The sequence below is a fragment of the Enterobacter sp. N5-15 genome, from assembly GCF_057221635.1.
In genome coordinates, this window is record NZ_CM170150.1 from 1,630,140 (window position 1) to 1,656,067 (window position 25,928).

27 protein-coding genes and 1 tRNA gene are annotated in these 25,928 nt (G+C 54.8%); 11 read left to right on the forward strand and 17 right to left on the reverse strand.

What is annotated here, in order from left to right:
• The first annotated feature begins 1 nt into the window (after position 1).
• From pqiB to rmf, 3 genes are all read left to right on the forward strand, one after another.
• The gene (gene pqiB, locus AC2TE5_RS07565; RefSeq protein WP_213328359.1) at positions 2-1,642 is read left to right on the forward strand and encodes an intermembrane transport protein PqiB; all 1,641 of its coding nucleotides are present in this window, start codon (positions 2-4) and stop codon (positions 1,640-1,642) included.
• Positions 1,639-2,205, forward strand: a complete 567-nt coding sequence (gene pqiC, locus AC2TE5_RS07570; protein WP_032658165.1) for a membrane integrity-associated transporter subunit PqiC — start codon at positions 1,639-1,641, stop codon at positions 2,203-2,205. The genes pqiB and pqiC overlap by 4 nt, the downstream gene beginning before the upstream one ends.
• 256 nt (positions 2,206-2,461) lie before the next feature.
• Positions 2,462-2,629, forward strand: a complete 168-nt coding sequence (gene rmf / locus AC2TE5_RS07575) for a ribosome modulation factor (protein ID WP_013097261.1) — start codon at positions 2,462-2,464, stop codon at positions 2,627-2,629.
• A 72-nt stretch (positions 2,630-2,701) separates the two neighbouring features.
• Here rmf and fabA read toward each other — a convergent pair whose 3' ends face one another.
• Positions 2,702-3,220 carry a 3-hydroxyacyl-[acyl-carrier-protein] dehydratase FabA gene (gene fabA / locus AC2TE5_RS07580; protein WP_008499931.1) on the reverse strand — a complete coding sequence of 173 codons (519 nt, stop codon included), beginning with the start codon at positions 3,218-3,220 and terminating at the stop codon, positions 2,702-2,704.
• Positions 3,221-3,288: 68 nt separating this feature from the next.
• Positions 3,289-5,049: an AAA family ATPase gene (locus tag AC2TE5_RS07585; protein ID WP_484612948.1), complete on the reverse strand. Its 1,761-nt coding sequence runs from the start codon at positions 5,047-5,049 to the stop codon at positions 3,289-3,291.
• 186 nt (positions 5,050-5,235) lie between these two features.
• Between AC2TE5_RS07585 and matP the strand changes: the two genes are divergently transcribed.
• Entirely contained in the window at positions 5,236-5,688 is a 453-nt protein-coding gene (gene matP / locus AC2TE5_RS07590) for a macrodomain Ter protein MatP (protein ID WP_063143983.1), read from the forward strand.
• Between the two features lie 63 nt (positions 5,689-5,751).
• On the opposite strand, the gene ompA is transcribed toward matP, so the two are convergent.
• Together ompA and sulA are read right to left on the reverse strand one after the other, a co-directional pair.
• Complete coding sequence (gene ompA, locus AC2TE5_RS07595) at positions 5,752-6,807, reverse strand: porin OmpA (RefSeq protein ID WP_148242612.1); 1,056 nt, start codon at positions 6,805-6,807, stop codon at positions 5,752-5,754.
• Positions 6,808-7,162: 355 nt separating this feature from the next.
• Positions 7,163-7,672 (reverse strand): SOS-induced cell division inhibitor SulA, encoded by a 510-nt coding sequence (sulA, locus tag AC2TE5_RS07600; RefSeq protein WP_213328356.1) that lies wholly within the window; start codon positions 7,670-7,672, stop codon positions 7,163-7,165.
• 217 nt (positions 7,673-7,889) lie between these two features.
• Between sulA and AC2TE5_RS07605 the strand changes: the two genes are divergently transcribed.
• Positions 7,890-8,516, forward strand: a complete 627-nt coding sequence (locus tag AC2TE5_RS07605) for a TfoX/Sxy family DNA transformation protein (protein WP_213328355.1) — start codon at positions 7,890-7,892, stop codon at positions 8,514-8,516.
• On the opposite strand, the gene yccS is transcribed toward AC2TE5_RS07605, so the two are convergent.
• Positions 8,473-10,635, reverse strand: a complete 2,163-nt coding sequence (yccS, locus tag AC2TE5_RS07610; RefSeq protein WP_484612949.1) for a YccS family putative transporter — start codon at positions 10,633-10,635, stop codon at positions 8,473-8,475. The two genes, AC2TE5_RS07605 and yccS, sit on opposite strands and share 44 nt — an antisense overlap.
• Before the next feature lie 19 nt (positions 10,636-10,654).
• On the reverse strand, positions 10,655-11,101 hold the full coding sequence (locus AC2TE5_RS07615; RefSeq protein WP_023311032.1) for a YccF domain-containing protein: 447 nt from the start codon (positions 11,099-11,101) through the stop codon (positions 10,655-10,657).
• A gap of 123 nt (positions 11,102-11,224) precedes the next feature.
• Between AC2TE5_RS07615 and helD the strand changes: the two genes are divergently transcribed.
• Positions 11,225-13,279, forward strand: coding sequence for a DNA helicase IV (gene helD, locus AC2TE5_RS07620; RefSeq protein WP_484612950.1), 2,055 nt, complete (start codon positions 11,225-11,227; stop codon positions 13,277-13,279).
• 58 nt (positions 13,280-13,337) lie between these two features.
• Here helD and mgsA read toward each other — a convergent pair whose 3' ends face one another.
• Together mgsA and csgI are read right to left on the reverse strand one after the other, a co-directional pair.
• On the reverse strand, positions 13,338-13,796 hold the full coding sequence (gene mgsA, locus AC2TE5_RS07625; protein ID WP_023311034.1) for a methylglyoxal synthase: 459 nt from the start codon (positions 13,794-13,796) through the stop codon (positions 13,338-13,340).
• An 80-nt stretch (positions 13,797-13,876) separates the two neighbouring features.
• Positions 13,877-14,539 carry a curli synthesis inhibitor gene (gene csgI / locus AC2TE5_RS07630; protein WP_121425765.1) on the reverse strand — a complete coding sequence of 221 codons (663 nt, stop codon included), beginning with the start codon at positions 14,537-14,539 and terminating at the stop codon, positions 13,877-13,879.
• Between the two features lie 173 nt (positions 14,540-14,712).
• Between csgI and AC2TE5_RS07635 the strand changes: the two genes are divergently transcribed.
• Positions 14,713-15,126 carry a CoA-binding protein gene (locus AC2TE5_RS07635; protein WP_028012609.1) on the forward strand — a complete coding sequence of 138 codons (414 nt, stop codon included), beginning with the start codon at positions 14,713-14,715 and terminating at the stop codon, positions 15,124-15,126.
• 37 nt (positions 15,127-15,163) lie between these two features.
• On the opposite strand, the gene hspQ is transcribed toward AC2TE5_RS07635, so the two are convergent.
• Both hspQ and rlmI read right to left on the reverse strand, forming a co-directional pair.
• Entirely contained in the window at positions 15,164-15,481 is a 318-nt protein-coding gene (gene hspQ, locus AC2TE5_RS07640; protein ID WP_008499919.1) for a heat shock protein HspQ, read from the reverse strand.
• Between the two features lie 60 nt (positions 15,482-15,541).
• Positions 15,542-16,732 carry a 23S rRNA (cytosine(1962)-C(5))-methyltransferase RlmI gene (rlmI, locus tag AC2TE5_RS07645; RefSeq protein ID WP_484612951.1) on the reverse strand — a complete coding sequence of 397 codons (1,191 nt, stop codon included), beginning with the start codon at positions 16,730-16,732 and terminating at the stop codon, positions 15,542-15,544.
• A gap of 92 nt (positions 16,733-16,824) precedes the next feature.
• On the opposite strand from rlmI, the gene yccX reads away from it, so the two are divergent.
• Positions 16,825-17,106, forward strand: coding sequence for an acylphosphatase (gene yccX / locus AC2TE5_RS07650; RefSeq protein ID WP_484612952.1), 282 nt, complete (start codon positions 16,825-16,827; stop codon positions 17,104-17,106).
• On the opposite strand, the gene tusE is transcribed toward yccX, so the two are convergent.
• Positions 17,103-17,432 carry a sulfurtransferase TusE gene (gene tusE / locus AC2TE5_RS07655; RefSeq protein ID WP_484612953.1) on the reverse strand — a complete coding sequence of 110 codons (330 nt, stop codon included), beginning with the start codon at positions 17,430-17,432 and terminating at the stop codon, positions 17,103-17,105. The two genes, yccX and tusE, sit on opposite strands and share 4 nt — an antisense overlap.
• 87 nt (positions 17,433-17,519) lie before the next feature.
• Positions 17,520-18,179 carry an FtsH protease modulator YccA gene (gene yccA / locus AC2TE5_RS07660; RefSeq protein WP_023335168.1) on the reverse strand — a complete coding sequence of 220 codons (660 nt, stop codon included), beginning with the start codon at positions 18,177-18,179 and terminating at the stop codon, positions 17,520-17,522.
• Between the two features lie 269 nt (positions 18,180-18,448).
• On the opposite strand from yccA, the gene AC2TE5_RS07665 reads away from it, so the two are divergent.
• The 3 genes from AC2TE5_RS07665 (at position 18,449) to AC2TE5_RS07675 (ending at position 20,842) form a co-directional block, all read left to right on the forward strand.
• On the forward strand, positions 18,449-20,077 hold the full coding sequence (locus AC2TE5_RS07665; protein WP_339277036.1) for an ABC transporter substrate-binding protein: 1,629 nt from the start codon (positions 18,449-18,451) through the stop codon (positions 20,075-20,077).
• Positions 20,078-20,207: 130 nt separating this feature from the next.
• A tRNA-Ser gene (locus AC2TE5_RS07670) sits at positions 20,208-20,295 on the forward strand.
• Between the two features lie 289 nt (positions 20,296-20,584).
• Positions 20,585-20,842, forward strand: coding sequence for a YjhX family toxin (locus AC2TE5_RS07675; RefSeq protein ID WP_484612954.1), 258 nt, complete (start codon positions 20,585-20,587; stop codon positions 20,840-20,842).
• A gap of 98 nt (positions 20,843-20,940) precedes the next feature.
• Here the strand turns inward: AC2TE5_RS07675 and AC2TE5_RS07680 are convergent, their stop codons facing one another.
• The 5 genes from AC2TE5_RS07680 to AC2TE5_RS07700 form a co-directional block, all read right to left on the reverse strand.
• Positions 20,941-21,777: an alpha/beta fold hydrolase gene (locus tag AC2TE5_RS07680; protein ID WP_063439613.1), complete on the reverse strand. Its 837-nt coding sequence runs from the start codon at positions 21,775-21,777 to the stop codon at positions 20,941-20,943.
• A gap of 177 nt (positions 21,778-21,954) precedes the next feature.
• Positions 21,955-22,983 (reverse strand): diguanylate cyclase domain-containing protein, encoded by a 1,029-nt coding sequence (locus AC2TE5_RS07685; RefSeq protein ID WP_484612955.1) that lies wholly within the window; start codon positions 22,981-22,983, stop codon positions 21,955-21,957.
• A gap of 155 nt (positions 22,984-23,138) precedes the next feature.
• Positions 23,139-23,357, reverse strand: a complete 219-nt coding sequence (locus AC2TE5_RS07690; protein WP_008499867.1) for an acyl carrier protein — start codon at positions 23,355-23,357, stop codon at positions 23,139-23,141.
• A 17-nt stretch (positions 23,358-23,374) separates the two neighbouring features.
• The gene (locus AC2TE5_RS07695; protein ID WP_484612956.1) at positions 23,375-24,808 is read right to left on the reverse strand and encodes an AMP-binding protein; all 1,434 of its coding nucleotides are present in this window, start codon (positions 24,806-24,808) and stop codon (positions 23,375-23,377) included.
• Complete coding sequence (locus tag AC2TE5_RS07700) at positions 24,805-25,923, reverse strand: MBOAT family O-acyltransferase (protein ID WP_121425779.1); 1,119 nt, start codon at positions 25,921-25,923, stop codon at positions 24,805-24,807. Before AC2TE5_RS07700 ends, AC2TE5_RS07695 begins: the two co-directional genes overlap by 4 nt.
• Positions 25,924-25,928 lie beyond the last annotated feature (5 nt).

Below are 25,928 nucleotides of genomic sequence, written 5' to 3' on the forward strand. Positions count from 1 at the left end.
CATGGAAAATAAGAGTGGAGAGGCGAAAGTGCAGAAGGTCAAAAACTGGTCTCCGGTGTGGATTTTTCCCATCGTGACCGCGCTGATCGGTGCATGGATCCTGTTTTATCATTACAGCCATCAGGGACCGGAAGTCACGCTGATAACCACCAATGCCGAGGGGATTGAGGGCGGTAAAACGACCATCAAAAGCCGTAGCGTGGACGTGGGCGTGGTCGAAAGCGCAACCCTGACCGACGATTTAACCCATGTGGAGATTAAGGCGCGCCTTAATGCCGGCATGGAAAAACTGCTGCATGGCGATTCCGTTTTCTGGGTGGTTAAACCGCAGGTGGGGCGCGAAGGGATCAGCGGCTTAGGGACTCTGCTCTCTGGGGCCTACATTGAACTGCAGCCCGGCACGAAGGGCAGCCAGCCTGGGCAATATCAGCTTCTCGACTCACCGCCGCTTGCGCCGCCTGATGCCAAGGGTATCCGCGTGATCCTCGACAGCAAAAAAGCGGGCCAGCTTACGGCGGGTGACCCGGTACTGTTCCGCGGCTACCGCGTCGGTTCCGTAGAGACCAGCACCTTCGATGCGCAAAAGCGTACCATCAGCTATCAGCTGTTCATCAATGCGCCAAACGATCGCTTGGTGACCAGCAATGTTCGCTTCTGGAAGGACAGCGGGATCGCGGTGGATCTGACCTCGGCGGGGATGCGCGTAGAAATGGGTTCATTAACCACGCTGTTTGGCGGCGGGGTGAGCTTTGATGTGCCGGAAGGGCAGGATCTGGGGCAGCCGGTTGCCGAGAAAACGGCGTTCAGACTCTTTGACGATCAGCGAAGCATTCAGGACGCGCTCTATACGGATCACATTGACTTCCTGATGTTCTTCAAAGATTCCGTCCGCGGTCTGCAGCCGGGAGCACCTGTTGAGTTCCGCGGTATTCGTCTCGGTACGGTGGGGCAAGTTCCGTTCTTTGTACCTGGCCTGAGCCAGATGCTGGACGATGATTATCGTATTCCGGTGCTGATCCGCATCGAGCCGGAACGTTTGCTTAATCAGATTGGTGAGAATCAGGATATTGCTGCCCATATCAGTCAACTGATGGAACGCGGTCTGCGCGGATCGCTGAAGACGGGTAACCTGGTGACCGGTGCGCTGTATGTGGATATGGACTTCTACCCGAAAGCACCGCCGATTACCGGTATTCGTGAATTCGGCGGCTACAAGATCATCCCAACGGTGAGCAGCGGTCTGGCTCAGATCCAGCAGCGCCTGATGGAGACGCTGGATAAGATCAACAATCTGCCGCTGAATCCGATGATTGAAGCGGCGACGAACTCTCTGAGCGAAAGCCAGGCAACGATGCGTCGTCTGCAAACCACGCTGGATAACATCAACAAGATCACGGCGAGCCAGAGTATGCAGCAGCTGCCGCAGGATATGCAGAAAACGCTGCGTGAGCTGAACCGCAGTATGCAGGGCTTCCAGCCGGGTTCAGCGGCCTACAACAAGATGGTGGCAGATATGCAGCGTCTTGATCAGGTCTTACGTGAACTGCAGCCGGTGCTGAAAACGCTCAACGAGAAGAGCAATGCGCTGGTGTTCGAAGCGAAAGATAAAAAGGATCCTGAGCCGAAGAGGGCAAAAGAATGAAAAAGTGGCTATTGATGGTTGGCGCTCTGCTGTTAACGGCGTGCAGTTCAGGGGTAGATAATAAAAGTTACTATCAGCTGCCTGTGGCTACCCACAGCGGTGGGCAAAGCACGGCCAGCCAGGGAAACCGTCAGCTGTGGGTTGAGCAGGTTGCGGTGCCGGATTATCTGGCAGGAAACGGCGTGGTCTATCAGACCAGCGACGTTAAATACGTGATTGCGACGAACAACCTGTGGGCCAGCCCGCTGGATCAGCAGCTGCGCAACACGCTGGTGGCCAATCTGGGCAGCCAGCTTCCGGGTTGGGTTGTCGCGTCGCAGCCGCTGGGTAACGACCAGGATACGCTGAACGTCACGGTAACGGCCTTCCACGGCCGTTACGACGGTGCGGTGGTGATCAGCGGGGAGTGGTTGCTGAATCACCAGGGGCAGCTAATTAAGCGTCCTTTCCATCTGGAGCTGAAGCAGCAGAAAGATGGCTATGACGAAATGGTGAAAGTCCTGGCTCAGGGTTGGGCACAGGAGTCGGCCAGCATCGCGAGAGAAATTTCCCGGCTGCCATAAGTAAAATTCATCATCAAAAACCGCAGTTGGCCTGTCGCTGATTGCGGTTTTTTTTTCGTTTTCACTTCAGGTTGTTACTTGTGCCACGTCACAATTTTTGTACAAATGAACTTCCAGGTAGCTCACAAATATGACACCCGTATGAATTTTGAACATTGACGCTGCGACTAATTCGGGGTATTCGTTATCTGTGCCTGTGCATTTAGTGCAGACACTGTTTTCTTTCCACCAGACAAAAGAATGAGGGAAACGAGGCATGAAGAGACAGAAACGAGATCGCCTGGAACGGGCTCATCAACGTGGTTATCAGGCCGGCATCGCTGGACGTTCTAAAGAAATGTGTCCTTATCAGACGATAAATCAAAGGTCACAATGGCTTGGAGGCTGGCGAGAAGCCATCGGCGACAGGGCACTCATAGCCTGATAACGTCTCTTTCAAAAAAAGAAACCTCCGCAATGCGGAGGTTTCGCCTTTCTGGAGGTGCGAAAAGCACAATCAGAACGCGGAAGTGTCCTGGAACAGGCCAACTTTCAGGTCGCTAGCGCTATAGATCAGACGGCCGTCTACCAGCACTTCGCCATCAGCCAGGCCCATAATCAGGCGGCGGTTAACGATGCGCTTGAAGTGAATACGATAGGTCACTTTCTTCGCTGTAGGCAGAACCTGGCCAGTGAATTTTACTTCGCCCACGCCCAGCGCGCGGCCTTTACCTTCGCCGCCCAGCCAGCCCAGATAGAAACCAACCAGCTGCCACATGGCATCCAGGCCCAGACAGCCAGGCATTACCGGATCGCCAATAAAGTGGCAACCGAAGAACCACAGGTCCGGGTTGATATCGAGTTCTGCTTCTACGTAACCCTTATCGAAGTTGCCGCCGGTTTCGGTCATTTTCACGACACGGTCCATCATCAGCATGTTCGGGGCCGGCAACTGTGGGCCTTTTGCGCCAAACAGTTCGCCGCGACCAGAGGCAAGAAGATCTTCTTTTGTATAGGATTCGCGTTTATCTACCATGTTCTCAGTAAGCCTTATTTTAGTGAAGGACGCAGGATAGCTAACACGTGTACGCTGAACAAGTCCGATCAGTTCGAACTAAACCAGCCCAGCCAGCGTAACGGCCATGGATAACGATGACGAGCATCCTGCTGCGTCGCCTGAGCAATGCGCTCCTGGATGGTCTGCATCAGGGTGGTTTGCCCTTCGCCATCCCAAACCAGATTTGTCAGTAAGGGTAGCGCATCCTCAATCCCTTCGATGGCCCAGATGGTGAACTGCTCTTGCTCAACCGCATCAAGAATGTCCTGACTGAGGCTCAAATGGCGTGCGTTGGGAGCAGGAATAATCACACCCTGTTTGCCGTTTAAACCGCGCTGCTGACAGATAGAGAAGAAGCCTTCAATCTTTTCGTTGAGGCCTCCCACAGGCTGGGCACGGCCGAACTGGTCCACCGAACCGGTGATCGCGATGTTCTGATTGATGGGCACTTCCGCCAGGGCGCTGATTAAGGCGCACAGCTCGGCCATAGAGGCGCTGTCGCCATCCACTTCGCTGTAGGACTGCTCAAACGTCAGCGAGGCGGAGAAGGGGATCTGTTGCTCAAGCTGCAGCTCTGACATCAAAAACGCCTGCATGATCATCATGCCTTTCGCGTGAATGTTGCCGCCCAGCTCGGCTTTCCGTTCGATATCGGTGAACTCGCCATCGCCAATGTGCACAACGCAGCTGATACGAGACGGTTCCCCGAATGCGCGCGGATGGCCGGGAAATTCAATCACCGACAGGGCGTTGATCTGCCCGACGCGCTCGCCTTCGGTCTCCACCAGAATTTGTTCCAGCAGAATTTCATCCTGCATACGGTCGGCAAGATAGCCTTCTCGCCACTCACGCTGAGCCAGCATCTGAGTGAGCTGTTCGCCGGTGAACGCTCCGTCACCGCTGATCGCACCCACTTCACGCAGCTGTTTACCGATCCAGAGCGGGCAAAGCGGCAGCGTTTCCTGGTCACCGGTGTAGCGCACCGCTTCGCGGATTAAGCCCGGCCATGCGTCAGCCGCAGGGGTTGGCAGCGTAAAACGTTCAGCAACGGCCATCACCCACTGGCACCACTGTGCCATATCGTCGGCGTCAGCAATCTGGATGTTGTCTTCGTATTCGCTATACACCGCCTGCTCTGCGAGTTCCGACTCCATTTCCTGGAAGTCCGCCAGCGATTCACGGTCGCCCGTCAGCACGACGGTTAGCGACAGCGGCATAGACGGAACGGAGACAGGCAGAGGACGAGACTCATCGTAGCCGACCCAGTCGAAACGCTGCTGGTGCACGATGGTTTTCAGACGCATCCACAGCAGCGGCTGCGAGAGCAGGGTACGCAGTGAGATGATGAGAACACCGCCATTTGCGCGATGTACCAGCCCCGGCTGCAGCGAAAGTTCACCGTTAAACTGGCGCAGACAACCAAAGAGCTGTTCCGCCTCGGCCCAGTTAGCGGTAATCACTTCGCCCTTAGCGGCAAAACGACCATCGGCCTGCGCCGCCGGTTCGAAAGTGACATCATGTCCCGCAATACGATACTGGCCGCCAAAAACTGCGTTCGCTTCCGGCTTCAGCTGGCGCACGGCATCTCCGAGCAGCGTCAGGTATTCCGCTTCTTCCGGGGCCTTGAGCAGCATGAAGGGCGCAGTTGCCCATGGGCTTAACACCTGCTCCAGCGCATAATGCAAACGAGGCTGCGTATCGCTAAGGATGAATTCGTGTTCTTTTGCGAGTTCGGGCTGTGCAAACAGTTCCTGGTAACTTTCGGTATCCGGAACAAGGTCACGCCATGCAAGTTTCGTAATGGTCAAAGTTGATGTTTTTTAGTCAGATGTAAAAGCGTGGAGTATACCGTAAGCGGGGGGCTGTACCCAAGCAGGATTGGGTATTTCGACAGGGCGATTGGCTGCATTCACTCACAGGATATGATTTCTTTTCAGCAGATTGCTAAAAAACTGATATTCTGAACAGAGTTACGTGGTAACACTGAGATCGCAATGAAATATCAACAACTGGAAAATCTCGAAAGCGGCTGGAAATGGAAGTACCTGGTCAAAAAGCACCGAGAAGGGGAGCTGATCACCTGCTACATCGAAGCCAGCGCTGCGCAAGAAGCCGTGGATATTTTGCTGACCCTCGAAAATGAACCGGTACAGGTTAACAGCTGGATTGAGAAACACATCAATCCCGCGTTGTTAAACCGGATGAAGCAAACTATCCGCGCGCGACGCAAACGGCATTTTAATGCTGAGCATCAGCACACTCGCAAAAAATCAATCGACCTGGAGTTCGTTGTCTGGCAACGCCTGGCTGGGCTGGCACAACGACGGGGCAAAACGCTTTCGGAAACCATCGTGCAGCTGATTGAGGATGCCGAACATAAAGAGAAGTACGCCAATCAGATGTCGACGCTGAAGAACGACCTTCAGGCTCTGTTGGGTAAAAAGTAGATTTTTCTTTTCTGCAGACAATAAAAAACCCCGCATGGCGGGGTTTTTTTATAAGACGATAACTTATGCCGCTGGCTGAGTTACAACGTCTTTGATGCCTTTAACTTCGATCTCTACGCGACGATCTGGTGCCAGGCAGTCGATCAGTGCAGCGCGAGCTTTCACGTTGTCACAGGTGTTGCCAGTAACTGGGTTAGATTCGCCCATACCACGTGGGGAGATCTTGTTAGCTGGGATACCTTTAGAGATCAGGTAATCAACAACAGACTGAGCACGTTTCTCAGACAGTTTCTGGTTGTAAGCGTCAGAACCGATACGGTCGGTGAAGCCCAGAACCACTACTGAACCGTCTTTAGGATCCAGGTTGCTCAGCTGAGAGTACAGCTGATCCAGTGCCTGCTGACCTTCTGGTTTCAGAGTCGCTTTGTTGAAGTTGAACAGAACGTCAGACTTCAGAGTGAAGTGCTTGGTCTGTACTTCTGGAGCTGGAGCCGGCGCTGGAGCAACAACTGGTGCTGCTTCTTCCTGCTGGCCGAAACGGTAGGAAACACCTACGCTCAGCATGCCGTTGTCTGGACGAACACCAACGGTGTTGCCGTCGCCGATGTTGTTAACCCACTGGTATTCCAGACGGGTAGCGATGTCACGGGTCATAGCCCACTCAACGCCACCAGCGAATACTGGGGAAACACCGGTATCATGGTTGTCACCAGCGATGTTGTTGCTGGAGTCTGCGCGCCATACCATGCCGCCCAGACGGGTGTACACGTCCAGATCGTCAGTGATTGGGTAGCCCAGTTTAGCGGTCAGCTGAACGCCCTGTGCTTTGAAAGCGCCGTTGATGGTGTCGCCTTTGTATGGCATACGACCTAACCAGTCGTAACCCATTTCAAAACCAACATACGGGTTAACCTGATAGCCACCGAACGCACCTGCACCAAGCTGGCTCTCGTGAGTTGGGCCATCATTGTTCAGGCTGCTGTTGTACCAGCCGGTGTCGTGGAACTGAGACCAGCCCAGTTTACCACCTGCATACCAGGTATTATCTTTCGGAGCGGCCTGCGCTACGGTAGCGAAGCCAGCCAGTGCCACTGCAATCGCGATAGCTGTCTTTTTCATTTTTTGCGCCTCGTTATCATCCAAAATTCGCCATGAAAGTCTCAGGAGAGAATCACGGTTAAATCCTTCACCGGGGGGCGTGGTCAAATATAAATCTACCGATATCTTCGGCTTAGGCCGAGCACCCCTGGCGATGTAAAGTCTACAACGTAGCTGAAAACTTACAAGTGTGAAGTCCGTCAGGCATATGAAAAAAAAAGTTCCGTATACCGATTATTTAACATTTTTCGAACGAATTTTGTGCAATAAAATTAAGGAGAACCGCACCAGACAAGCCTTGCCGCAATTTTCAGTCAGGGAACTTTAATGCCATCTTGTAGTCAAAAAAAAATTCCAGGAAAAATCTTAATTTCACTCAATGATACAAATTCGAGTGAATTTTTAGCCCAGAAAGTTGTCCTCTGCGGTAAGAATCCGATCGAACCGGACGCATAATGAACCCGATCGCACTCCCTTCTTCAGCTGCTTCAGTCAGACGGAAATGTTCCTCTTCCGTCAATTCTTCCGGTAACCATCCAATCACCACGCTGTAATTTCCGGTGCGTAACGCGCGAATCATCGACTCCACGGTATCGCACGGCGAGAGCTGGTTAATTTGCATGACCTTAGTTAGCGGAAGGCCTGCGGACTGAACCCACTCACGGCTCAGTTTTTGCTGAGGCGTGAGCCAAAGCTGCCAGCGTGATTGCTGACCAAGCTGTTGCAATAACGGCAACAGCAGAAGTTGCGTCAACAGGGGCTGGTCTTCACGATAAACCACTTCACTGATAAGCCCCGTGGAAACACGCTCGACGGAATTCTGCGCGACATTGCCTGCGGTAGAAGAGAGAGAGGTTGAGCGATTTGCATAGCCTGAAGTGTGCATATTCATTCCAGCCCTGTAGTTACTGTATGGATATACAGTAACCCCTGTATGCATAAAGATCAACCTCATTTTCGGAAAGCGACTCGCAAAATTCATTCAATCTTGATGCTCCTCGAAAAATCATCTTGCTCAACGGCGATAAGTTGCCTATTTTCCTGCTAACGGATCCGCTAGTAAGAAATTTCGTTGTTACGTTATGATTTTTAAGGGAAATATCATGAAAAAGATATCTTATGAACGGATTTATAAATCCCAGGAATACCTCTCCCCGCTGGGCGAGATACATCATCGCGCGCTGTTTGGAGGCTACACCCTGGCGGTAGATGATGCAGTTTTTGCCATGGTGTCTGATGGCGAGCTTTATCTTCGGGCCTGTGAGGAGAGTGCGAAATACTGTGTAAAGAATGCCTCTTCATTTTTGACGTTGATGAAGCGTGGCCGCCCGGTGCTGCTCAACTATTACCGTGTGGATGACGGATTATGGCAGGACAGGGACCGGTTGCTTCAGCTCTCCTCGTTTGCGCTTAGTGCGGCAAGAAAAGAGCGCTATCAGCGCCATCAGCGAAACCGCCTGAAGGATCTGCCAAACCTGACCTTTCAGCTTGAGGTCTTACTCTTTGAAGCAGGCATCACTAACGAGGAAACGCTCCGGGAGCTCGGTGCCAGAGCGAGCTGGCTAAAGATGCGGGCAAAAAACAAAGCGCTCGGTATTAAAGTTCTCTTCGCGCTGGAAGGGGCTATCGAAGGGCTGCATGAGGCGGCACTCCCGGCAGGCATTCGCCGGGAGCTGACGGAGTGGTTTAATGCGCTGCCTGAGCCGCAGGAGAATCACTCCTCCAGGTAGCGATTTGCTGTTGCAGCCGGCAAATTTCAGGCAGCAGAGCGATAAGCAGGCCTATCTGCTGAAGAACCAGCGGCGCTTTGCTGTCGTTTCCTGGGTCAAGATGCGCAATGCGTTGAGCCAGTTCATCCAGCGCCTGTTCAACGCGGGGCTCATCGGCCGGCCGGTGATGAAGCGCGTCATCGACATAGCAGACGGCGTCATCGAGCAGGTTGAGAATACCCGGGTTGGTGAGTTTCTCACGGTGGGCACCCAGCGTCGAAATATAGCTGGTGAACGTATGGTTCAGGCAGAGCAGGCGGAACGCGGTCTCACGGATCTCCGCCGTGGCGCGAGGCTCCGTTGACATGTTAGAGACAACGGAGGCCAGTTCTGCATCACTGTTGTGCGCGTCGCGACGTGCTATCCGGTAAGCCAGGCGGTTATCGCGCCCCTGGTGGTACTGCTCCAGGATAGCGTCAAGGTATCGACAGTTGGCGTTCATCGCCCTGTCTACCACGCGCGGCAAATTGCGGAAACGCCAGTCCGGCCAGATAAAGCTGACAGCGGCCCAGGCAATCGCGCAGCCAATCAGGGTATCGATCACGCGGGGCAGGGCGACTTCAAACCCTTCACCCAGCAGGTTAAAGCAGAGCAGCACCAGCAGCGTGATGAACATGGTGGCATGGGCATACTGCACGTTGCGAAACGCAAAGAACAGCACGCCGGTGATCACGATCAGAATCAATTGACCTTCAACGGAGGGCACAAAATAGAGCACCGGAAGGCCGATCGCGACGCCAACCAGCGTGCCGATAATACGCAGCGCAAGACGGTGTCGGGTGGCGTTATAGTTCGGCTGGCAGACGAACAGGCTGGTCAGCAGGATCCAGTAGCCGTGGTGCAGCCCGGTTATCTGAATAAAGGCATAACCCACGCACAGGACCAGCGACATTCTCACCGCGTGGCGAAAGAGCGCCGACTCCGGCGTAAAATTGCGGCTCAGCCGTAGCCACATATCGCTAACGCTGTGCACGCTGTCATCAGCAAGCTGATTTTCCACCTCACTGCCCGGCAGCGCCATCGCCTGTTCGGACTCAATTGTCGCCAGCTGAGCATCAATCGCCCGCAGGTTGTTCAGCAGAAAGCCCAGCGCTTTGATGTGCTCCGGTGACGTTCCGCTGGCCTGAACTCGGTCGAGCGCCGCATCAAGATGGCTGAATACGCGTTCAAAGCGGGGATCATGCTGATAGGGCGTGCGCAGCAGAATGGAGCGCGAGAGCTGCTGGCACGCCTGGGACTGCATGGACAGCAGGCGCTGGAAGCGGAACATGACGTCGCTGTAGCGGAACTTCTCGCGCAGGGCAGCATACTGAACGTGCGAGGAGCTGGCGCGTTCATGAATATCCTGGGCGGCAAAATAGTAGTGTAAGGTCCTTCGGGTTCCGCGCTGGCCGCGATCGCCGCGCAGGCGGGTAAGCAGAGAGGCTTTTGTCTGGTTAAGGGTGGCGACCAGCTGGCCGTTTGCCAGCGCCAGATCGTAGAGCGGAGCCTGGCTTTCTTCCTCAATATCCGGGTCGAACAGCCGGGACTTCAGTTCCAGATAGTGGGCTAACTGCTCAAAGCTGCGGGCAAGGTTATCCTGCAGAGGGCGAACCGGGAAGATCAGATGACCGGTTAGCGTCAGCAGGTTATACCAGATGGCGCCCAGCAACAGCAGAACCGGCTGCTGGTACCACTGGTCGTACAGGGAAACGCCCAGCATGGTGTAGATGGCGATCAGCAATGCACCAAAAGCGATGGTGGCATAGCGCTGCCCAAGGCCGCCCAGCAAAATAAACCCGCTGGTTGAGAGCGTAAGGCCCAGGGCAAACAGCCAGGGCCACGGGAAAAGCAGCTCAACGGACGCTGACGCAATGAAAAAGCAGACAAGCGTAATGACCAGGTTACGTAAACGCCCGGCCAGACGATCGTCCAGGTCCGCCAGCGCCCCGGCCACCACCCCCAGCGTGAGCGGAATGGTGAGCTTGACATCATTCAGCCACCAGGGCAGGGCAACCGTGCCGCAAAGCGCGATAAATATCCTGACGTTGTATAGCCAGGTGCTGTTCCAGGTATAACGGCGAAGCAGTGGGCTTAGCATAAACGCGGCCGGTCCTTATTTACTGAAAACGACGACGAGCGTTTGCTTCACGCGCCGCCTGGGCCACTTCTACCGGAACAACCCTGCGACCGACGGGCCAAAGGGCGATGGCGGCGATCTTAAAGTTTGCGATCCCCACCGGAATGCCAATAATCGTGATGCACTGCGCAATACCGGCAAAAATATGCATGATGCACAGCCACCAGCCGAAGAAAATCAGCCACAGAATGTTCAGCAGGGTTCCGCCCGTATTCATCAGGGCGTTTTTGCTCTCCGGATTCAGCTCGTCAACGTGGATGGCTTCATTCCCGTAGGGGATTAAGGAGAGTTTTGTGATTTCCCAGCAGGACCGGGTCAGGGGAAGCGTGAAAATCAGGACGATGCTCACCAGCGTGGCAAAAAGCCAGGAAAGGGTGGTGGCAAAACCGCCCAGCACAAAATTCAACACATTCAGAACGGTACGCATAAACCCTCACTTCCTTTCGATAAAATTAACGCCCAATGATTGTAACGTTTTTTTAGGCTGGAGCACCTTAAAACTGGCAGTTAAACTGTCAGGTAAATTATCTCTTCGTGGATTTGGCGGAACATGGAACTGAAAGCAACGTCGTTAGGCAAACGCCTGGCGCAACACCCTTACGACAGGGTTGTTCTCCTTAATGCCGGGGTGAAAGTCTCCGGGGAACGCCACGAATACCTTATTCCGTTTAATCAGCTTCTGGCTATCCACTGCAAACGCGGGCTGGTGTGGGGCGAGCTGGAGTTCGTTCTGCCTGACGATAAAGTCGTGCGTCTTCACGGCACCGAGTGGGCGGAAACTCAGCGTTTCCATCATCACCTGAACGCGCTCTGGCAGCAGTGGAGCCAGGATATGAGCGTGATTGCCGCCCAGGTGCTCCAGCAGGTGCTGGACGATATCGCGCAAAGCAACGCGCAACACGCGTGGCTGACCCGTCAGCAGACCGCCGGGCTGCAGCAAAAGATCCGACAGGCACTTTCGGCGCTGCCGCTCTCCGTGACGCGTCTCGACGAGTTTGACAACTGTCGCGACGCCTGGCGCCAGTGTCAGGCCTGGCTGAACGATAAGGATAAAAGCCGTCTTGCCCATAACCAGGCGTGGACGGACGCCATGCTCACCCAATACGCCGACTTTTTCAGTACGGTGGAATCTTCACCGCTCAATCCGGCCCAGGCGCGCGCGGTGGTCAACGGCGAGCAGTCGCTGCTGGTGCTGGCGGGGGCCGGTAGCGGTAAAACGTCGGTGCTGGTGGCGCGTGCCGGCTGGCTGCTGACGACCGGGGAAGCGGTCGCCGATCAAATTCTGCTTCTGGCCTTTGGCCGCAAGGCTGCCCAGGAGATGGACGAACGTATCCAGGAACGCCTGCACACCCGGGATATCACGGCCAGAACCTTCCATGCCCTTGCGCTGCATATTATTCAGCAGGGCAGTAAAAAAGTGCCTTCCATCAGTAAGCTGGAAAACGACGCGCAGGCGCGTCAGGCGCTGTTCATCAAAACGTGGCGCCAGCAGTGCAGTGAGAAAAAAGCGCAGGCGAAAGGGTGGCGTCAGTGGCTGGAGGAGGAGCTCAACTGGGAGGTGCCAGAGGGCAGCTTCTGGCAGGACGATAAGCTGGCGCGTCGGCTGGGTTCACGACTTGACCGCTGGGTCAGCCTGATGCGAATGCACGGTGGATCGCAGGCAGAGATGATTGAAAGCGCGCCGGAGGCGATCCGCGATCTGTTTTCGAAGCGGGTCAAGCTGATGGCTCCAATGCTGAAAGCCTGGAAAACCGCGCTGAAAGAGGAAAACGCCGTTGATTTCTCCGGTTTGATCCATCAGGCCATCATCATTCTTGAGAAGGGACGTTTTGTCAGCCCGTGGAAACATATTCTGGTGGATGAGTTCCAGGACATCTCACCGCAGCGTGCTGCACTGCTCTCGGCGCTACGGGCGCAAAATAAACATACGTCGCTGTTTGCGGTGGGGGACGACTGGCAGGCCATCTATCGCTTCAGCGGGGCGCAGCTCTCCCTGACGACCGCGTTCCACCACTATTTTGGCGAAGGAGACCGCAGCGATCTGGACACCACCTACCGCTTCAATTCACGAATTGGTGAGATCGCCAACCGCTTTATCCAGCAGAACCCGCATCAGCTGGCAAAGCCGCTCAACAGCCTGCGCCCAGGAGATAAAAAAGCGGTCACCCTGCTGGCGGATGACCAGCTGGAACCGCTGCTGGACAAGCTCAGCGGCTATGCAAAGCCCGATGAACGTATTCTGGTGCTGGCGCGCTACCATCACCTTAAACCCGCGGCGCTGGAAAAAGCCGCCACCCGCTGGCCGAAACTGCAGCTTGAATTTATGACCATTCACGCCAGCAAAGGGCAGCAGGCCGATTATGTGATTGTGGTGGGGCTGAAAGAGGGTAGCGACGGTTTCCCGGCCCCGGCCCGCGAGTCGGTAATGGAAGAGGCCTTACTGCCGGTGCCGGAAGACTTCCCGGATGCCGAAGAGCGGCGTTTGCTGTATGTGGCCATCACCCGCGCGCGGCATCGCGTGTGGCTGCTGTTCAATAAAGAGGAGCCATCCGTGTTTGTCGATATCCTGAAGAGTATTGATGTGCCGGTGGCGCGTAAACCATAACGATGTCAGGCAAGATTTTGTAGGCCGGGTAAGGCGTAGCCGCCACCCGGCAAAAAAACTACTTCAGTCTGTCGGAAAGATAACGCTGATAGTCCGGAATAAGGATATCAACCGGCGAGTTAAACTGCGGCGATTCGATGATGAAATCCGCCGTGGAGAGGTTCGTCGCCACCGGAATATTCCATACCGTTGCCAGACGCAGCAGCGCTTTGACATCCGGATCGTGCGGAACCGCGTTCAGCGGATCCCAGAAGAAGATCAGCACATCAATTTTCCCTTCGGAAATCTGCGCGCCGACCTGCTGATCGCCGCCCATCGGGCCGCTCAGCATGGCATTCACCTGCAGACCCGTTTCGCGCTGGATCAGGTTACCGGTTGTGCCGGTCGCCGACAGGGCGTGCTTTTCCAGCGAAGACTGATGGCGGCGAACCCAGTTAAGCAGCATTTGTTTACAGTGATCGTGCGCCACCAGAGCAATGTGTTTGCGTTCAGGCAGCGTGCGTGTTGTCAGTTCCATAATCATATCCATCAGGTTAACTGACTACACGATGACGGGAACCGTCTGACGCTGCAAGAGAAAGGCGTAAAAAATGTGGCTTATGATGAAGGTTGTTGTTTTGCCCACTGTAAAAACCGGGCCCGCGTGTCGGGATCGGCCTGCTGGAACCAGAATTTAAGGCGCTGTTCCGTCAGGGTCTGGGACTGGGGAGGAATAACGTCCAGTTCCGAGACGCCGGATAGCAGCGTACTGTCGTCCGCCATCATGGTGGCAAACTGTGGAAGCGAGGCGCGTTTACCCGCTTTGTTATAGGTCTGGGTTGCGGCCTCGTAATCCGGACCTTTCGGTGAGGCCGTCAGCGCCAGAATATCCAGCTTCACCGGAATCGGCATTGCATCCCCGTCCAGCAGTTCAATGCGGGGTGAGGCGTCGAAGGCCGCGGATTCCTTCTCCGTTTCAAGGCGAGGGAGGGTGATGTTCACCTGACTGATTTGTCGGGTATTAAAGCTGACGATCAGCGGTGGGGAGATGTACATCCGTTGCTCGTGATTAGCCAGACCGATCGATTTTTCTACCCGGAAGACCAGCTGATGCGGTCCGTTATCTAACTCTATGCTGTCTGCACCCCGCAATAACGAACTGGAGACCTTTTTCCCGTCCAGTACCAGGAGATCAATGTCGGTAGAAAGCCGGAGCGTGGTAGCAAAAACGCAGACCGGCATCACTAACGCAATCAGAGCAGTGGCAATACCGGTTTTCATAGAAGGCTCCCGTCAGAAATCCTGTCGCCGCATTAATGTATCTAGATTTTTCGAGAATCACGTTTACTAACATATAGACATATTTCGCCGTTTTGCCCTCATGCATCTGTATGGGATGGATGGTTGAGATGTGCGGTTTGGCGTACACTTTTAAAAAAGCCAGGAGGAAAACCATGAAAGAGAACGATATTGCCGAGATTCTGACATCCACGCGTACCATTGCGCTGGTGGGCGCGAGCGATAAACCCGATCGTCCAAGCTATCGGGTGATGAAATACCTTCTCGATCAGGGTTATCACGTCATCCCGGTCTCGCCAAAAGTGGCGGGGAAAACATTGCTGGGCCAGCAGGGCTATGCCACGCTCGCTGACGTGCCGGAAAAAATTGATATGGTCGATGTCTTCCGTAATTCCGAGGCGGCGTGGGAAGTGGCGCAGGACGCTATCGCCGTCGGCGCGAAAACGCTGTGGATGCAGCTGGGTGTGATTAACGAGCAGGCCGCCGTGCTGGCGCGGGACGCGGGGTTGAAGGTCGTCATGGACCGCTGTCCGGCGATTGACATCCCCCGTCTGGGGCTGGCGAAGTAATAAAAAAAAGCCCGTTCATCGGGCTTTTTTTACACGCTTAGTTCCGCAGGCGCGGAGCCTGTAACTGTTTGCGGATAGTCTGAGCAAGCTCATCCATTGTGGGTTGCTCCGGATGCTCTTCCTGCAGCTCGCTACTCAGCTGCGCTTCGGCAAGATAGGTGTGAACGGGCTGTCCATCATCACCTTCCATCACCACATGGTACCAGGGCGCAGCGCGAAGCTCTGCGTTCACCGCCAGCTCGTCTGCTGACGGTTCATCAAGGGAATACTCCGGGTCGATATCCACGACCACACCCAAATACCCTAGCAAAGTGTGGCGGACCTGCTGGCCGATACCGAATTTGCTGGCAATCATAGTCACCTCCCGGGAAACACTACTTACACTCAATGTGCGGGCAATATTTCTCTTTTCAAGTTACATGACGCGACAGGCAAACCCTTTCAGATACAGTCCTTCCGGGTAGGTAGCAATCACGGGGTGATCGGCTGCCTGACGGAACTGCTCTATAAATTGTACATCACGACCAGCATCTATTGCGGCGTCGGCGATGATTTTCTGAAATAAATCTGTGGTCATCAGGCCGGAGCAGGAGAAGGTGAGCAAAACCCCGCCCGGGTTCAGCAGCTGGATAGCCAGCATGTTGATATCTTTATACCCACGGCACGCGCCCATCAGCTGGCTTTTGTTTTCCACAAACTTTGGTGGATCCATCACGATAACGTCGAACTTCTCGCCCTGGTCGCGATATTTACGCAGCAGCTTGAAGACGTCATCGCGCACAAACTCCGCTTTGCTCAAGTCCAGCTTGTTGAGCTCGACGTTCTGTTTTGCCACGTCCAGCGCTTCCTGGGAGGTGTCCACGCTCACCACCTGGGCACAGCCGCCCATCAGCGCCGAAACGGCAAAACCGCCGGTATAGGAGAAGCAGTTCAGCACGCGTTTGTCGGCAACGTACTGACGCGTAGCCAGACGGCTGTCGCGCTGGTCGAGGTAGTAACCGGTTTTGTGCCCGCCCTGAATATCCACCAGCAGCTTCATGCCGTGCTCTTCAATCGGCAGCAGGGCAGGTGGCAGTTCGCCCGTTACGGGCCCCTGAGTCAGCTCCATACCTTCTTTTTTGCGCACAGCAACGTCGCTGCGGTCATAGATGGCGCACTGCGGGAACAGCGTTTGCAGCGCGCTAATCAGCGCGGCACGCTGGTATTCCGCTCCGGCGCTCAGGAGCTGCAGCACCAGGAAGTTACCGAAGCGATCGATGGTCACGCCCGGCAGACCGTCGGACTCACCGGCAATCAGGCGGTAGCTGTCCAGCCTGTCGCGTTTTGCCAGCCAGTCGCGCCACTGCTGCGCCTGCTGCAGGCGGCGGACAAAGAAGTCGATGTCGATGGTTTCATCTTTATCAAACGTCCAGACGCGAGCGCGGATCTGGGACGCTGGCGAGTAGGCGCCTCGCGCTAACCATTTCCCCTGATGGTCAACGATATCAATGGTTTCACCGAGGCTGGCTTTGCCTTCCATACGGGCAACCGCGCCGGAAAAGACCCAGGGATGACGGCGCAGTAATGATTTTTCGCGCCCTTTGGCTAACACTAAACGTACACTCATAATTTGCTGTTCTGTCGATTCAAGAAAATGGCCGCCATTTTCCCGAGTTCGCTGGGGAAATGCAACGCGCCAGACGGATAAGGAGAAGGAAGATGTCAAAAGTCTGCATTATTGCCTGGGTTCACGGCGTTGTTCAGGGCGTCGGGTTCCGCTACAGCACCCAGCGCGAAGCGGTTGAGCTTGGGCTAACGGGATACGCGCGAAATATGGACGACGGCAGCGTTGAGGTGGTCGCCTGCGGCGAAGCGGAGCAGGTCGACAAGCTGGTGGCGTGGCTGAAAGCGGGCGGGCCGCGCAGCGCACGGGTTGATAAGGTCTTAACGGAACCGCATCAACCCGGCCGGGAGTACGTTAACTTCGGTATCCGCTATTAAATACACTTCACCGGCTTCGGCAGGCCAGCAACCTTTGTAGCCTGTTTTGCCGGGCCTTTCGGGAACAGACGATACAGATAGCGGCTGTTGCCTTTCTCTTCGCCGAACTTATTGGCCATGGCTTTGACCAGCATGCGGATGGCCGGAGAGGTGTTGAATTCAAGATAGAACTCGCGCACAAAACGCACCACTTCCCAGTGTTCGGGAGAGAGGGTAATCCCTTCTTTCTCAGCAATTACTTCTGCCAGCGCTTCGCTCCACTGGCTACTCTCTTTGAGATAACCGTCGTTATCTGTCTCGATCTCTTTGCCTTCAAAACTCAACATAGTCATTCACGCGTCAGTCAAAAACCGCAGCAGTGTACCAAAAAACAAAGCCCCGCATAAGCGGGGCCAGGTTCACAGCGCTGCGGCTTAATCGCGGCTGGCGAAGCCCAGGATGCTCAACAGGCTGACGAAGATGTTGTACAGCGATACGTACAGGCTCACGGTAGCGCGGATATAGTTCGTCTCACCGCCGCGAATGATGTTGCTGGTTTCAAACAGGATCGCGCCTGAAGAAATCAGAATAAACACGGCGCTGATCGCCAGATGCAGGGCAGGCAGCTGCAGGAAGATATTTGCCACCATACCCACCAGCACGACCACGACACCCGCCATCAGCATACCACCGAGGAAGGACATGTCCTTACGGGTGGTCAGCACGTAGGCCGAGCAGCAGAAGAACACCAGCGCGGTACCGCCCAGCGCCATGCCGATAAGGTCGCCCATACCGGCAGAAAGATACGCGTTCAGCATCGGCCCCAGGATATAGCCCAGGAAGCCGGTGAAGGCAAAAGCAGAAAGAATACCGACCGGTTTGTCAGCGGTTTTGTAGGTCAGGAACATCAGACCATACATACCCACCAGCGTCAGGATCAGCCCCGGAGACGGCAGCATCAGCACGGTGCTGGCGGTGGCGGTGATCGCTGAGAATGCCAGCGTCAGGCTGAGCATGAAATAGGTATTGCGCAGCACCTTGTGGGTGCTGAGTAGCGATGTGCGGTCGCGTGAAGAAGTAATTATACGATCCATGAGTCACTCTCTTATGACAGATGTAATTAGCGGAAAGAATAGGAAACGGCACGCCAGTCTCAAAGTGGTTTTACCCATCTTTACTCAGCACGTTAGCGCTGGAGGTGGTTATTTCTTCTGCAGAAGTGCGTTTCACCAGTATGAACAGCGGTTTGCGACAATTTACCAGATCAAGCTCTTATAGGTTACTGAAAAATATTGCGTTATTACCATTCGAACGCTAAGAGTTATTTCCGGATCGTCATAAAACAGACAATAAGGCGAAGGAAATGAAACCACAAACACGCACGAACTTTACGCTCTCTTTGTTAACCGCCGGGATCCTGTGCGCCAGCACGGCAGCCTGGGCGGCTAACGTGCCGGCAGGAACCGCGCTGGCCGATAAGCAGGAACTGGTCAGGAATAATGGCAGTGAACCGGCTTCGCTCGACCCGCATAAAGTCGAAAGCGATGTCGAATTCAATATTATCAGTGATTTATTCGAAGGGCTGGTCAGCGTCTCTCCGGCAGGAGAAGTCCAGCCCCGACTGGCGGAAAAATGGGAGAATAAGGACAACACCGTCTGGACGTTCCATTTGCGTCCGGGCATCACCTGGAGCGACGGCACGGCGATTACCGCAGAGGATGTGGTCTGGAGCTGGCAGCGCCTGATCGACCCGAAAACGGCTTCGCCTTATGCGAGCTATCCGGGCAACATGCATATCGCCAACGCGGCCGATATCGCCCAGGGGAAAAAAGCGCCCGATACGCTGGGTGTAAAAGCGATTAACGACACCACGCTGGAAGTGACGCTCACGCAGCCAAACGCGGCCTTCCTCGCGATGCTGGCGCACCCGTCGCTGGTGCCGGTGGATAAGGTGCTGATTGGCCGTTTTGGCGATAAGTGGACCAAGCCGGAGCATTTCGTCAGCAGCGGGGCGTACAAGCTGTCGCAGTGGGTGGTCAACGAACGCATCGTGGCGGAGCGCAACCCGCGCTACTGGGACAACGCGCACACCGTGATTAACAAGGTCACCTACCTGCCCATCACGTCGGAGGCCTCGGATGTGAACCGCTACAAAGCGGGCGAAATTGACATTGTGTACACGGTGCCGATTAACCAGTTTGCCCAGCTCAAGAAAACCCTGGGCAGCCAGCTGGACGTTTCACCTCAGCTTGCGACCTATTACTACGAATTCAATACCACCCGTCCGCCGTTCAACGACGCGCGCGTGCGTAAGGCGCTGAACATGGCGCTGGATAAAGACATCATTGCCGGAAAAGTATTAGGGCAGGGGCAGCGCCCGGCGTGGCTCATCAGCCAGCCGGATATCGGCGGCGTTAAGCTACAGAACCCGGATTACGCCAGCTGGCCGCTGGACAAGCGCATCGCGGAGGCGAAAAAGCTGCTGAACGAGGCCGGATATAACGCCAGCCATCCTCTGAGCTTCAACCTGCTCTACAACACCTCTGAATCGCACCAGCGCATCGCGATTGCGGCCAGCTCCATGTGGAAGAAAAACCTCGGCGTGGACGCGAAGCTGCAAAACCAGGAGTGGAAAACCATGCTGGACACCATGCACACCCACAACTTTGACGCGGTGCGCTACGCGTGGATTGCCGATTACGACGATGCGGCGACCTTCCTGAACAACTTCCGCACGGGAGACAGCGAAAACACCAGCCAGTACAGCAATCCGGACTACGATAGCGCGCTGGTGAACGCTGCAAAAGCCAAAACGGCGGAAGAGCGGGGTAAGTACTACCAGCAGGCGGAAGATCTGCTGGGACGTGACGTGCCGGCCATTCCGGTTTATCACTACGTCCGCACGCACCTGGTGAAACCGTGGGTCGGTGGATTTACGCCGGATAAGCTGGGGTACTATTTCACGAAAGACATGTACATCAAAAAGCACTAAGCCTGTGCTGATAAAATCGTCGATGTGTCGTCAGTTCAACCGATTAAACACGTTTTGACTATTTTTACAGCGAACGAGTGCAGCCACTCTTTACAGCACGCGGTGAGGTGTTTATAGTTCGCCTCACTTAGGAAGCGTGGCCGAGCGGTTGAAGGCACCGGTCTTGAAAACCGGCGACCCGAAAGGGTTCTAGAGTTCGAATCTCTACGCTTCCGCCAAACATAAACCCCAGGTTACTCGTTAACCTGGGGTTTTTCTTTTGGATTGACCGATCCGCCTCACACTTTTAAAACCCCGCTATTCCCCTGCAAAAACCAGGCGTTATCATTCAGTCCGTAAATATCTTTTCATCTCTCACCGAGGCTTTGATGCTGGAGAATGTTTTCATCAGATAATCAGTTTCCCGCCCTTTTCAGGACGGACTGGTTATCGCTGCGCTTAAACCTTACGCACGCACCTGCGGGTGTGGGCTCGTTTTACGCATGATGATTACACAGGTTTTCCAGTATGAATTTATCCCGTCAGGAACAACGAACCTTACACGTTCTCGCCAAAGGTGGACGAATTGTGCACGTCCGCGACAGTTCTGGCCGCGTCACGTCCGTTGAGTGCTACACCCGTGAAGGGCTGGTGCTGAGCGACTGCACGCTCAGCGTCTTCAAAAAACTCCGCACCAAAAAGCTGATCCGTTCCATGAACGGGCAGCCTTACCGCATCAACACCACCGGGCTGAACAACGTTCGCGCCCAGCTGGATAATCGCTAAGCGGAATAAACAACGCCACCTCCTGGGTGGCGTTCATGCATTGAATTATGCAAATGTAGGCCGGGTAAGCGCAGCGCCACCCGGCAAGAAACGCGGCGTTATGAGCGAATAAAGGCCAGAATGTCCGCGTTGATGGTGTCCGCATGGGTGGTATGCATCCCGTGCGGGAAGCCCGGATAAATTTTCAGTACGCTGTTCGCCAGCAGCTTGTCCTGCAGCAGGGCAGCGTTTTTATACGGCACGACCTGATCGTCGTCGCCCTGCAACACCAGAACGGGAACCGTGATGGTTTTTAAATCTTCCGTCTGGTCGGTCTCTGAAAACGCCTTAATCCCCTCGTAGTGGGCCTTAGCGCTTCCGATCATCCCCTGACGCCACCAGTTCTGGATCGTGCCCTGTGAAACGTCCGCGCCCTCCCGATTAAAGCCGTAGAATGGACCGCTGGCGACGTCGAGGTAAAACTGGGCGCGGTTAGCCGCCAGCGCTTTGCGGAAGCCGTCGAAAACCTCAATAGGCGTTCCGCCTGGGTTAGCGTCCGTTTTGACCATCAGCGGCGGCACGGCGCTGACGAGCACCGCTTTGGCGACGCGCCCCTGCGGCTGTCCATACCGGGCAACATAGCGGGCGACCTGGCCGCCGCCGGTGGAGTGACCGACGTGCACGGCATTGCGCAGATCCAGGCTTTCAACCACGGCTGACGCGTCGGACGCATAATGATCCATGTCGTGGCCTTCGCTCACCTGGTCCGAACGCCCGTGACCACGGCGATCGATAGCGATAACGCGATAGCCTTCTGCGAGGAAGAAGAGCATCTGGTTATCCCAGTCATCGGCACTCAGCGGCCAGCCGTGGTGGAAAACAATGGGTTGAGCCTCTTTTGGGCCCCAGTCTTTGTAGTAAATATTGACGCCGTCTTTCGTTGTTACGAATGCCATACCGCAGACTCCTCTGTTAAAGGCAAAACGATCCCCGGCTGAACGCACAGCGAATCATTAATGCCTTAATTAAGTTGGCTTTTTTCTGTTTCCCGTACCGACAGTACTCCTAAAGTGTAGGAGAAATAGTAAAAGCGGTTGGTTTCATTGCTGTTAAAGGCTCCATTGCCAGCCCCATCATCGTTCTCCCGGCGTAACCCGCTTGCGGGTATACATCGCCTTGTCTGCGCTATTGAGCAACGTATCGGCATCACCCGCGTCATGAGGAAAGCGGGCAATGCCAATACTGCCGGAGATGGTAATCACCTGCTCGTTAATCAAAAAAGACTGTGCCAGCGCGGCGCTGACCTTTTCCGCCGTTTGTGTGGGTAAGGGATCATTGGTCGTTAAATCGGGGAGCAGGGCGACAAACTCATCGCCGCCGAGGCGGGCCACCGTGTCACCTTCGCGCAGTACGCTTTGCAGGCGAAATGCCACCAGCCGCAGCAGCTCGTCGCCGACGGCATGACCATGGAGATCGTTCACCGGTTTAAACCGGTCGAGGTCGATAAACAGCAGCGCCACTTCTTTATCGTGGGCGATAGCCTGGGCGATCGCCAGCTCCAGACGGTTAACCAGTAATCTCCGGTTCGGTAACCCCGTCAGGGCATCAAAGTTAGCATGCAGCCACGCGATATGTTCACGCTGTTTGCGATCGGTAATATCGCGAATAAAGGCCGAAAATATTTGCTTACCCGCTTGCTGATGCGGCCATATCGAGAGCTCAATAGGGAACTCGCCCTTGGTGCGATGCAGCGCAGCGATCTCGATAGTGCGGTTGAGAATATTCGACGGTTGCCCGGCCTGGAAGCGCATCAGGCCGCGTGCGTGCTGCTCGCGAAACGCTTCCGGTACGATCATCTTGCCAAGGCTGTTGCCTGTCGCTTCTTCCGCTGACCAGCCGAACATTCGCTCTGCCGCCTGGTTCCAGTTCACAACGTTACCGACATGATCGATGGTAATCACCGCATCCTGCGCGGTTTCAACCAGCTGACGATGGTACTCTTCACTCTCTTCCAGCGCCTGCTTCATCGACTCTATCTGGCTGATGCTCTCCTGCAGCTCGCGGTGCATTTCCGCCAGCGAAAGGGAGAAGAAGCGGATCCGCTCTTCAACGGACATATTTTTCATTTCTGAATAGAGATCGCTGGCGGTACGTGGCGGCATACTGAATTCCTGGCAAAAGGGTTAAGTACCTATCAATTATGGCGCTTTAGATAACTTTTTGTATCGGGGGGGCAGGACGGCGGTAGGGGGCTTGCAGGTATTCTGGACAGCAGCAATAAAAGAGGCTCTGGAGCATGCCCCCAGAGCCTTCCGGATTAGCGGTTTTCTTCAATATAGCGGGCCAGGTCCGCCGGGGTTTTCAGCACCGTCGCCACGTCAGTTGGCGGGATCATACAGCCGTAAACGTCCTGCACTTCCAGCACCATATCGACTGCCAGGATGGAGTCGAGAATGTCGGATTCAATCAGTTCATCGTGAAAGCCCACCTTACGGGATAACACTTTTTCGAACAGGGCGAGAATTTCTTGTTCCATAATTTTTCCTGGAGTCATTAATTTGTGCGGGCGTAAGCGTCCAGCAGCTTGCGGTCAATTTTGCCGTTAGGATTCAGCGGCAAAGCGTCTTTTACGATAATTTGTGAAGGCACCATATAGTGCGGAACCACCTTCGACAGCGACGTTTTGATGGTATCCGGCGCCATATCCGTCACGCAGAACGCGGCAATGCGCAGCACGCTGCCGCAGGATTTCATCAGCGGCAGAACCACCGCTTCGTTGATGCCGGACATGGCCAGCAGGCGGTTTTCAATCTCATTGATTTCAATACGGTAGCCATTCAGTTTGACCTGGCTATCGTTGCGGCCCTGGCAATAGATAAGCCCCGCTTTATAGCCCAGATCGCCGGTCCGGTAGCCGCGAAACGCTTCATTTTCCCGACGGATTAATTTTTCCGCGTTCTCCTGCGGCAGGCCGAGGTAGCCGCGCATGACATTTTTACCCCAGATAATCAGCTCTCCGTCGGCGGAAATTTCCATTTTGCTCTCAGGCATCATGACCCCCACCGGCAGCACGGCGCTGTCGCTGTTCAGGATCTCATCCGTGATTTCAACCACGGTCGTCGCGATGGTCGCTTCCGTTGGACCATAGGAGTTGATGATTTTGGCCTGCGGGAAACGGCGGCGGAGCTGTTTGACCAGCGCCTTATTTAACACTTCACCAATGAAGATAAAGACGCTCAGCGCAGGCAAATACTCGCTGTTGAACTGCGGGGAAAGCAGCTGCTGGTACGCAAAAGAGGGGGTGGAAACCCAGGCGGAGACCGCGTTGCTTTTCAGTCGCTCCAGCCAGTTCTCTTTCTGAATATCCTCTTTGGCGTTCAGCACGATGTGTCCGCCCATCGCCAGATTCGCCAGCAAAGGGATCAGGGAGAGGTCAAAACTGAATACCGCGTGGTTCATCAGGACCGGTTTTTCCGGCAGTGAAAAGTCCTGGCTGACCCATTTCATGAAGTGCCATACGCTTTCACGCCCAATCTGCACGCCTTTAGGTTTACCGGTGCTGCCCGAGGTAAACATGATGTAGGCCAGATCCTGCTCCTCCAGCACCTTGCCCGGCTCACCGGTGGCGATGAACTGCCGGGTCGCGACGTCGTAATAGTAAGGGGCATTGGCAAGATGGCAGATCTCGCGCAGGCGCTCCTGCGGGTAGATGCAGTCCACCGGGATGTACGGAATGTTGTGCAGCAGGCAGCTATAAATCGCCACGGCGAACTCGGCCTGCTGGTGTCCGTACAGGACGACCGGCGTACCGGCAACAGGCTGGCAACGCTGATAGCGCTGCGTCCAGTCCGTCACGGCAGCAGAAAGCTGTAGCCAGCTTAAGGCTTCGTCGCTGCCGCTGATGGCCAGTTGCTGCGGAGAGGCGGGATCGCATAATGCCGCACGTAAGAAATCCTGCAGTTCCTGAAGATCGGAGTGATTTTTCATAGAGGTGACATTCCACTAAAGATGTAAAGGGATCCCGCGGCGCTTCCCAGCGTCAGAATTCGCCCTAAAAACGCAACGGCCGGATACTGCAAACCGCGGTGCAATGCCGGGCTGCGTTTGGCTGACCACAGCAGCATGTTATGGGTGACGGAAATCGCGCCAAACAGCGCGCCGCTGATAACGTAATGGCGCTCCAGGCCATTCCATGCCCCCATGCAGAACAGGGTGCAAAAAATACCGATATTTTGCGCCAGCGTTTTGTTCTGACGGAAAAAGTTGAACTTCATCAGGTTCATGTAAACGGGCATAAAGACCACATCGCGCAGCCATTCAGACAAACTGATGTGGAAGCGGCGCCAGAAATCCTGCGGGTTCTTTGCCAGAAGCGGCATGTTGAAGTTTGCCGGAATGTTGAGCCCAAACAGGCGGCCCGCGCCGATGGCCATATTGCTGTAACCCGCAAAATCAAAGTACAGGTAGGTGCTATAGGCAATCGACATCACCACGCCCACGGTCAGCGTAAACGGCTTATGGCTCCAGGGCTGCACGACAAGCGAATCGATCAGCATGGCAAACAGGAACTTCTGGACAATGCCGGTAATGATTTGCTCTAACGCGACTAAAAACTGTTCACGGTTAAGGGCAAATACGGGCTTGCTGACATCGCTCATCCATGTCCGCCAGCGGTACATGGGGCCGGCCAGAATAATAAAAGGCATAAACAGATAGCAGAAATAGTGCAGGAAATTCTGACCTTCTTTTTTACTGCGATAGAGCAGCACGTCCACCGCGCGGAACGTCATAAAAGAGAGGCCGATCATGCCCCAGTGGTTATTTAAATGCAGCTTTACTAAAAATAAGGGCAGCAACGTTAAAATGATTGCCTGCCAGGTTTTTAACCAGCCTTTTTCTTTAAAGGTCGCGAGCACATAAAAGGTGATAAATACGGCCGCCGGGACAATATAATCCCCCTGAAATATATAGCCCCAGCCGACTGCCGTCAGTACCGACAGCGCTGACAGCCAGGTCAGGCGATGGCGTAATACGCGATTGACCAGCGCAAACGCCAGGGCGGAGGAAAACAAATAAACAAAAAACATGCCTGAGCTATACATCATTC

Excerpts from the sequence above, each read along its gene's own strand:
- pqiB (WP_213328359.1), top strand. The coding sequence starts at position 2 with ATGGAAAATAAGAGTGGAGAGGCGAAAGTGCAGAAGGTCAAAAACTGG.
- pqiC (WP_032658165.1), top strand. The coding sequence starts at position 1,639 with ATGAAAAAGTGGCTATTGATGGTTGGCGCTCTGCTGTTAACGGCGTGC.
- rmf (WP_013097261.1), top strand. The coding sequence starts at position 2,462 with ATGAAGAGACAGAAACGAGATCGCCTGGAACGGGCTCATCAACGTGGT.
- fabA (WP_008499931.1), bottom strand. The coding sequence starts at position 3,220 with ATGGTAGATAAACGCGAATCCTATACAAAAGAAGATCTTCTTGCCTCT.
- matP (WP_063143983.1), top strand. The coding sequence starts at position 5,236 with ATGAAATATCAACAACTGGAAAATCTCGAAAGCGGCTGGAAATGGAAG.
- ompA (WP_148242612.1), bottom strand. The coding sequence starts at position 6,807 with ATGAAAAAGACAGCTATCGCGATTGCAGTGGCACTGGCTGGCTTCGCT.
- sulA (WP_213328356.1), bottom strand. The coding sequence starts at position 7,672 with ATGCACACTTCAGGCTATGCAAATCGCTCAACCTCTCTCTCTTCTACC.
- AC2TE5_RS07605 (WP_213328355.1), top strand. The coding sequence starts at position 7,890 with ATGAAAAAGATATCTTATGAACGGATTTATAAATCCCAGGAATACCTC.
- yccS (WP_484612949.1), bottom strand. The coding sequence starts at position 10,635 with ATGCTAAGCCCACTGCTTCGCCGTTATACCTGGAACAGCACCTGGCTA.
- AC2TE5_RS07615 (WP_023311032.1), bottom strand. The coding sequence starts at position 11,101 with ATGCGTACCGTTCTGAATGTGTTGAATTTTGTGCTGGGCGGTTTTGCC.
- helD (WP_484612950.1), top strand. The coding sequence starts at position 11,225 with ATGGAACTGAAAGCAACGTCGTTAGGCAAACGCCTGGCGCAACACCCT.
- mgsA (WP_023311034.1), bottom strand. The coding sequence starts at position 13,796 with ATGGAACTGACAACACGCACGCTGCCTGAACGCAAACACATTGCTCTG.
- csgI (WP_121425765.1), bottom strand. The coding sequence starts at position 14,539 with ATGAAAACCGGTATTGCCACTGCTCTGATTGCGTTAGTGATGCCGGTC.
- AC2TE5_RS07635 (WP_028012609.1), top strand. The coding sequence starts at position 14,713 with ATGAAAGAGAACGATATTGCCGAGATTCTGACATCCACGCGTACCATT.
- hspQ (WP_008499919.1), bottom strand. The coding sequence starts at position 15,481 with ATGATTGCCAGCAAATTCGGTATCGGCCAGCAGGTCCGCCACACTTTG.
- rlmI (WP_484612951.1), bottom strand. The coding sequence starts at position 16,732 with ATGAGTGTACGTTTAGTGTTAGCCAAAGGGCGCGAAAAATCATTACTG.
- yccX (WP_484612952.1), top strand. The coding sequence starts at position 16,825 with ATGTCAAAAGTCTGCATTATTGCCTGGGTTCACGGCGTTGTTCAGGGC.
- tusE (WP_484612953.1), bottom strand. The coding sequence starts at position 17,432 with ATGTTGAGTTTTGAAGGCAAAGAGATCGAGACAGATAACGACGGTTAT.
- yccA (WP_023335168.1), bottom strand. The coding sequence starts at position 18,179 with ATGGATCGTATAATTACTTCTTCACGCGACCGCACATCGCTACTCAGC.
- AC2TE5_RS07665 (WP_339277036.1), top strand. The coding sequence starts at position 18,449 with ATGAAACCACAAACACGCACGAACTTTACGCTCTCTTTGTTAACCGCC.
- AC2TE5_RS07675 (WP_484612954.1), top strand. The coding sequence starts at position 20,585 with ATGAATTTATCCCGTCAGGAACAACGAACCTTACACGTTCTCGCCAAA.
- AC2TE5_RS07680 (WP_063439613.1), bottom strand. The coding sequence starts at position 21,777 with ATGGCATTCGTAACAACGAAAGACGGCGTCAATATTTACTACAAAGAC.
- AC2TE5_RS07685 (WP_484612955.1), bottom strand. The coding sequence starts at position 22,983 with ATGCCGCCACGTACCGCCAGCGATCTCTATTCAGAAATGAAAAATATG.
- AC2TE5_RS07690 (WP_008499867.1), bottom strand. The coding sequence starts at position 23,357 with ATGGAACAAGAAATTCTCGCCCTGTTCGAAAAAGTGTTATCCCGTAAG.
- AC2TE5_RS07695 (WP_484612956.1), bottom strand. The coding sequence starts at position 24,808 with ATGAAAAATCACTCCGATCTTCAGGAACTGCAGGATTTCTTACGTGCG.
- AC2TE5_RS07700 (WP_121425779.1), bottom strand. The coding sequence starts at position 25,923 with ATGTATAGCTCAGGCATGTTTTTTGTTTATTTGTTTTCCTCCGCCCTG.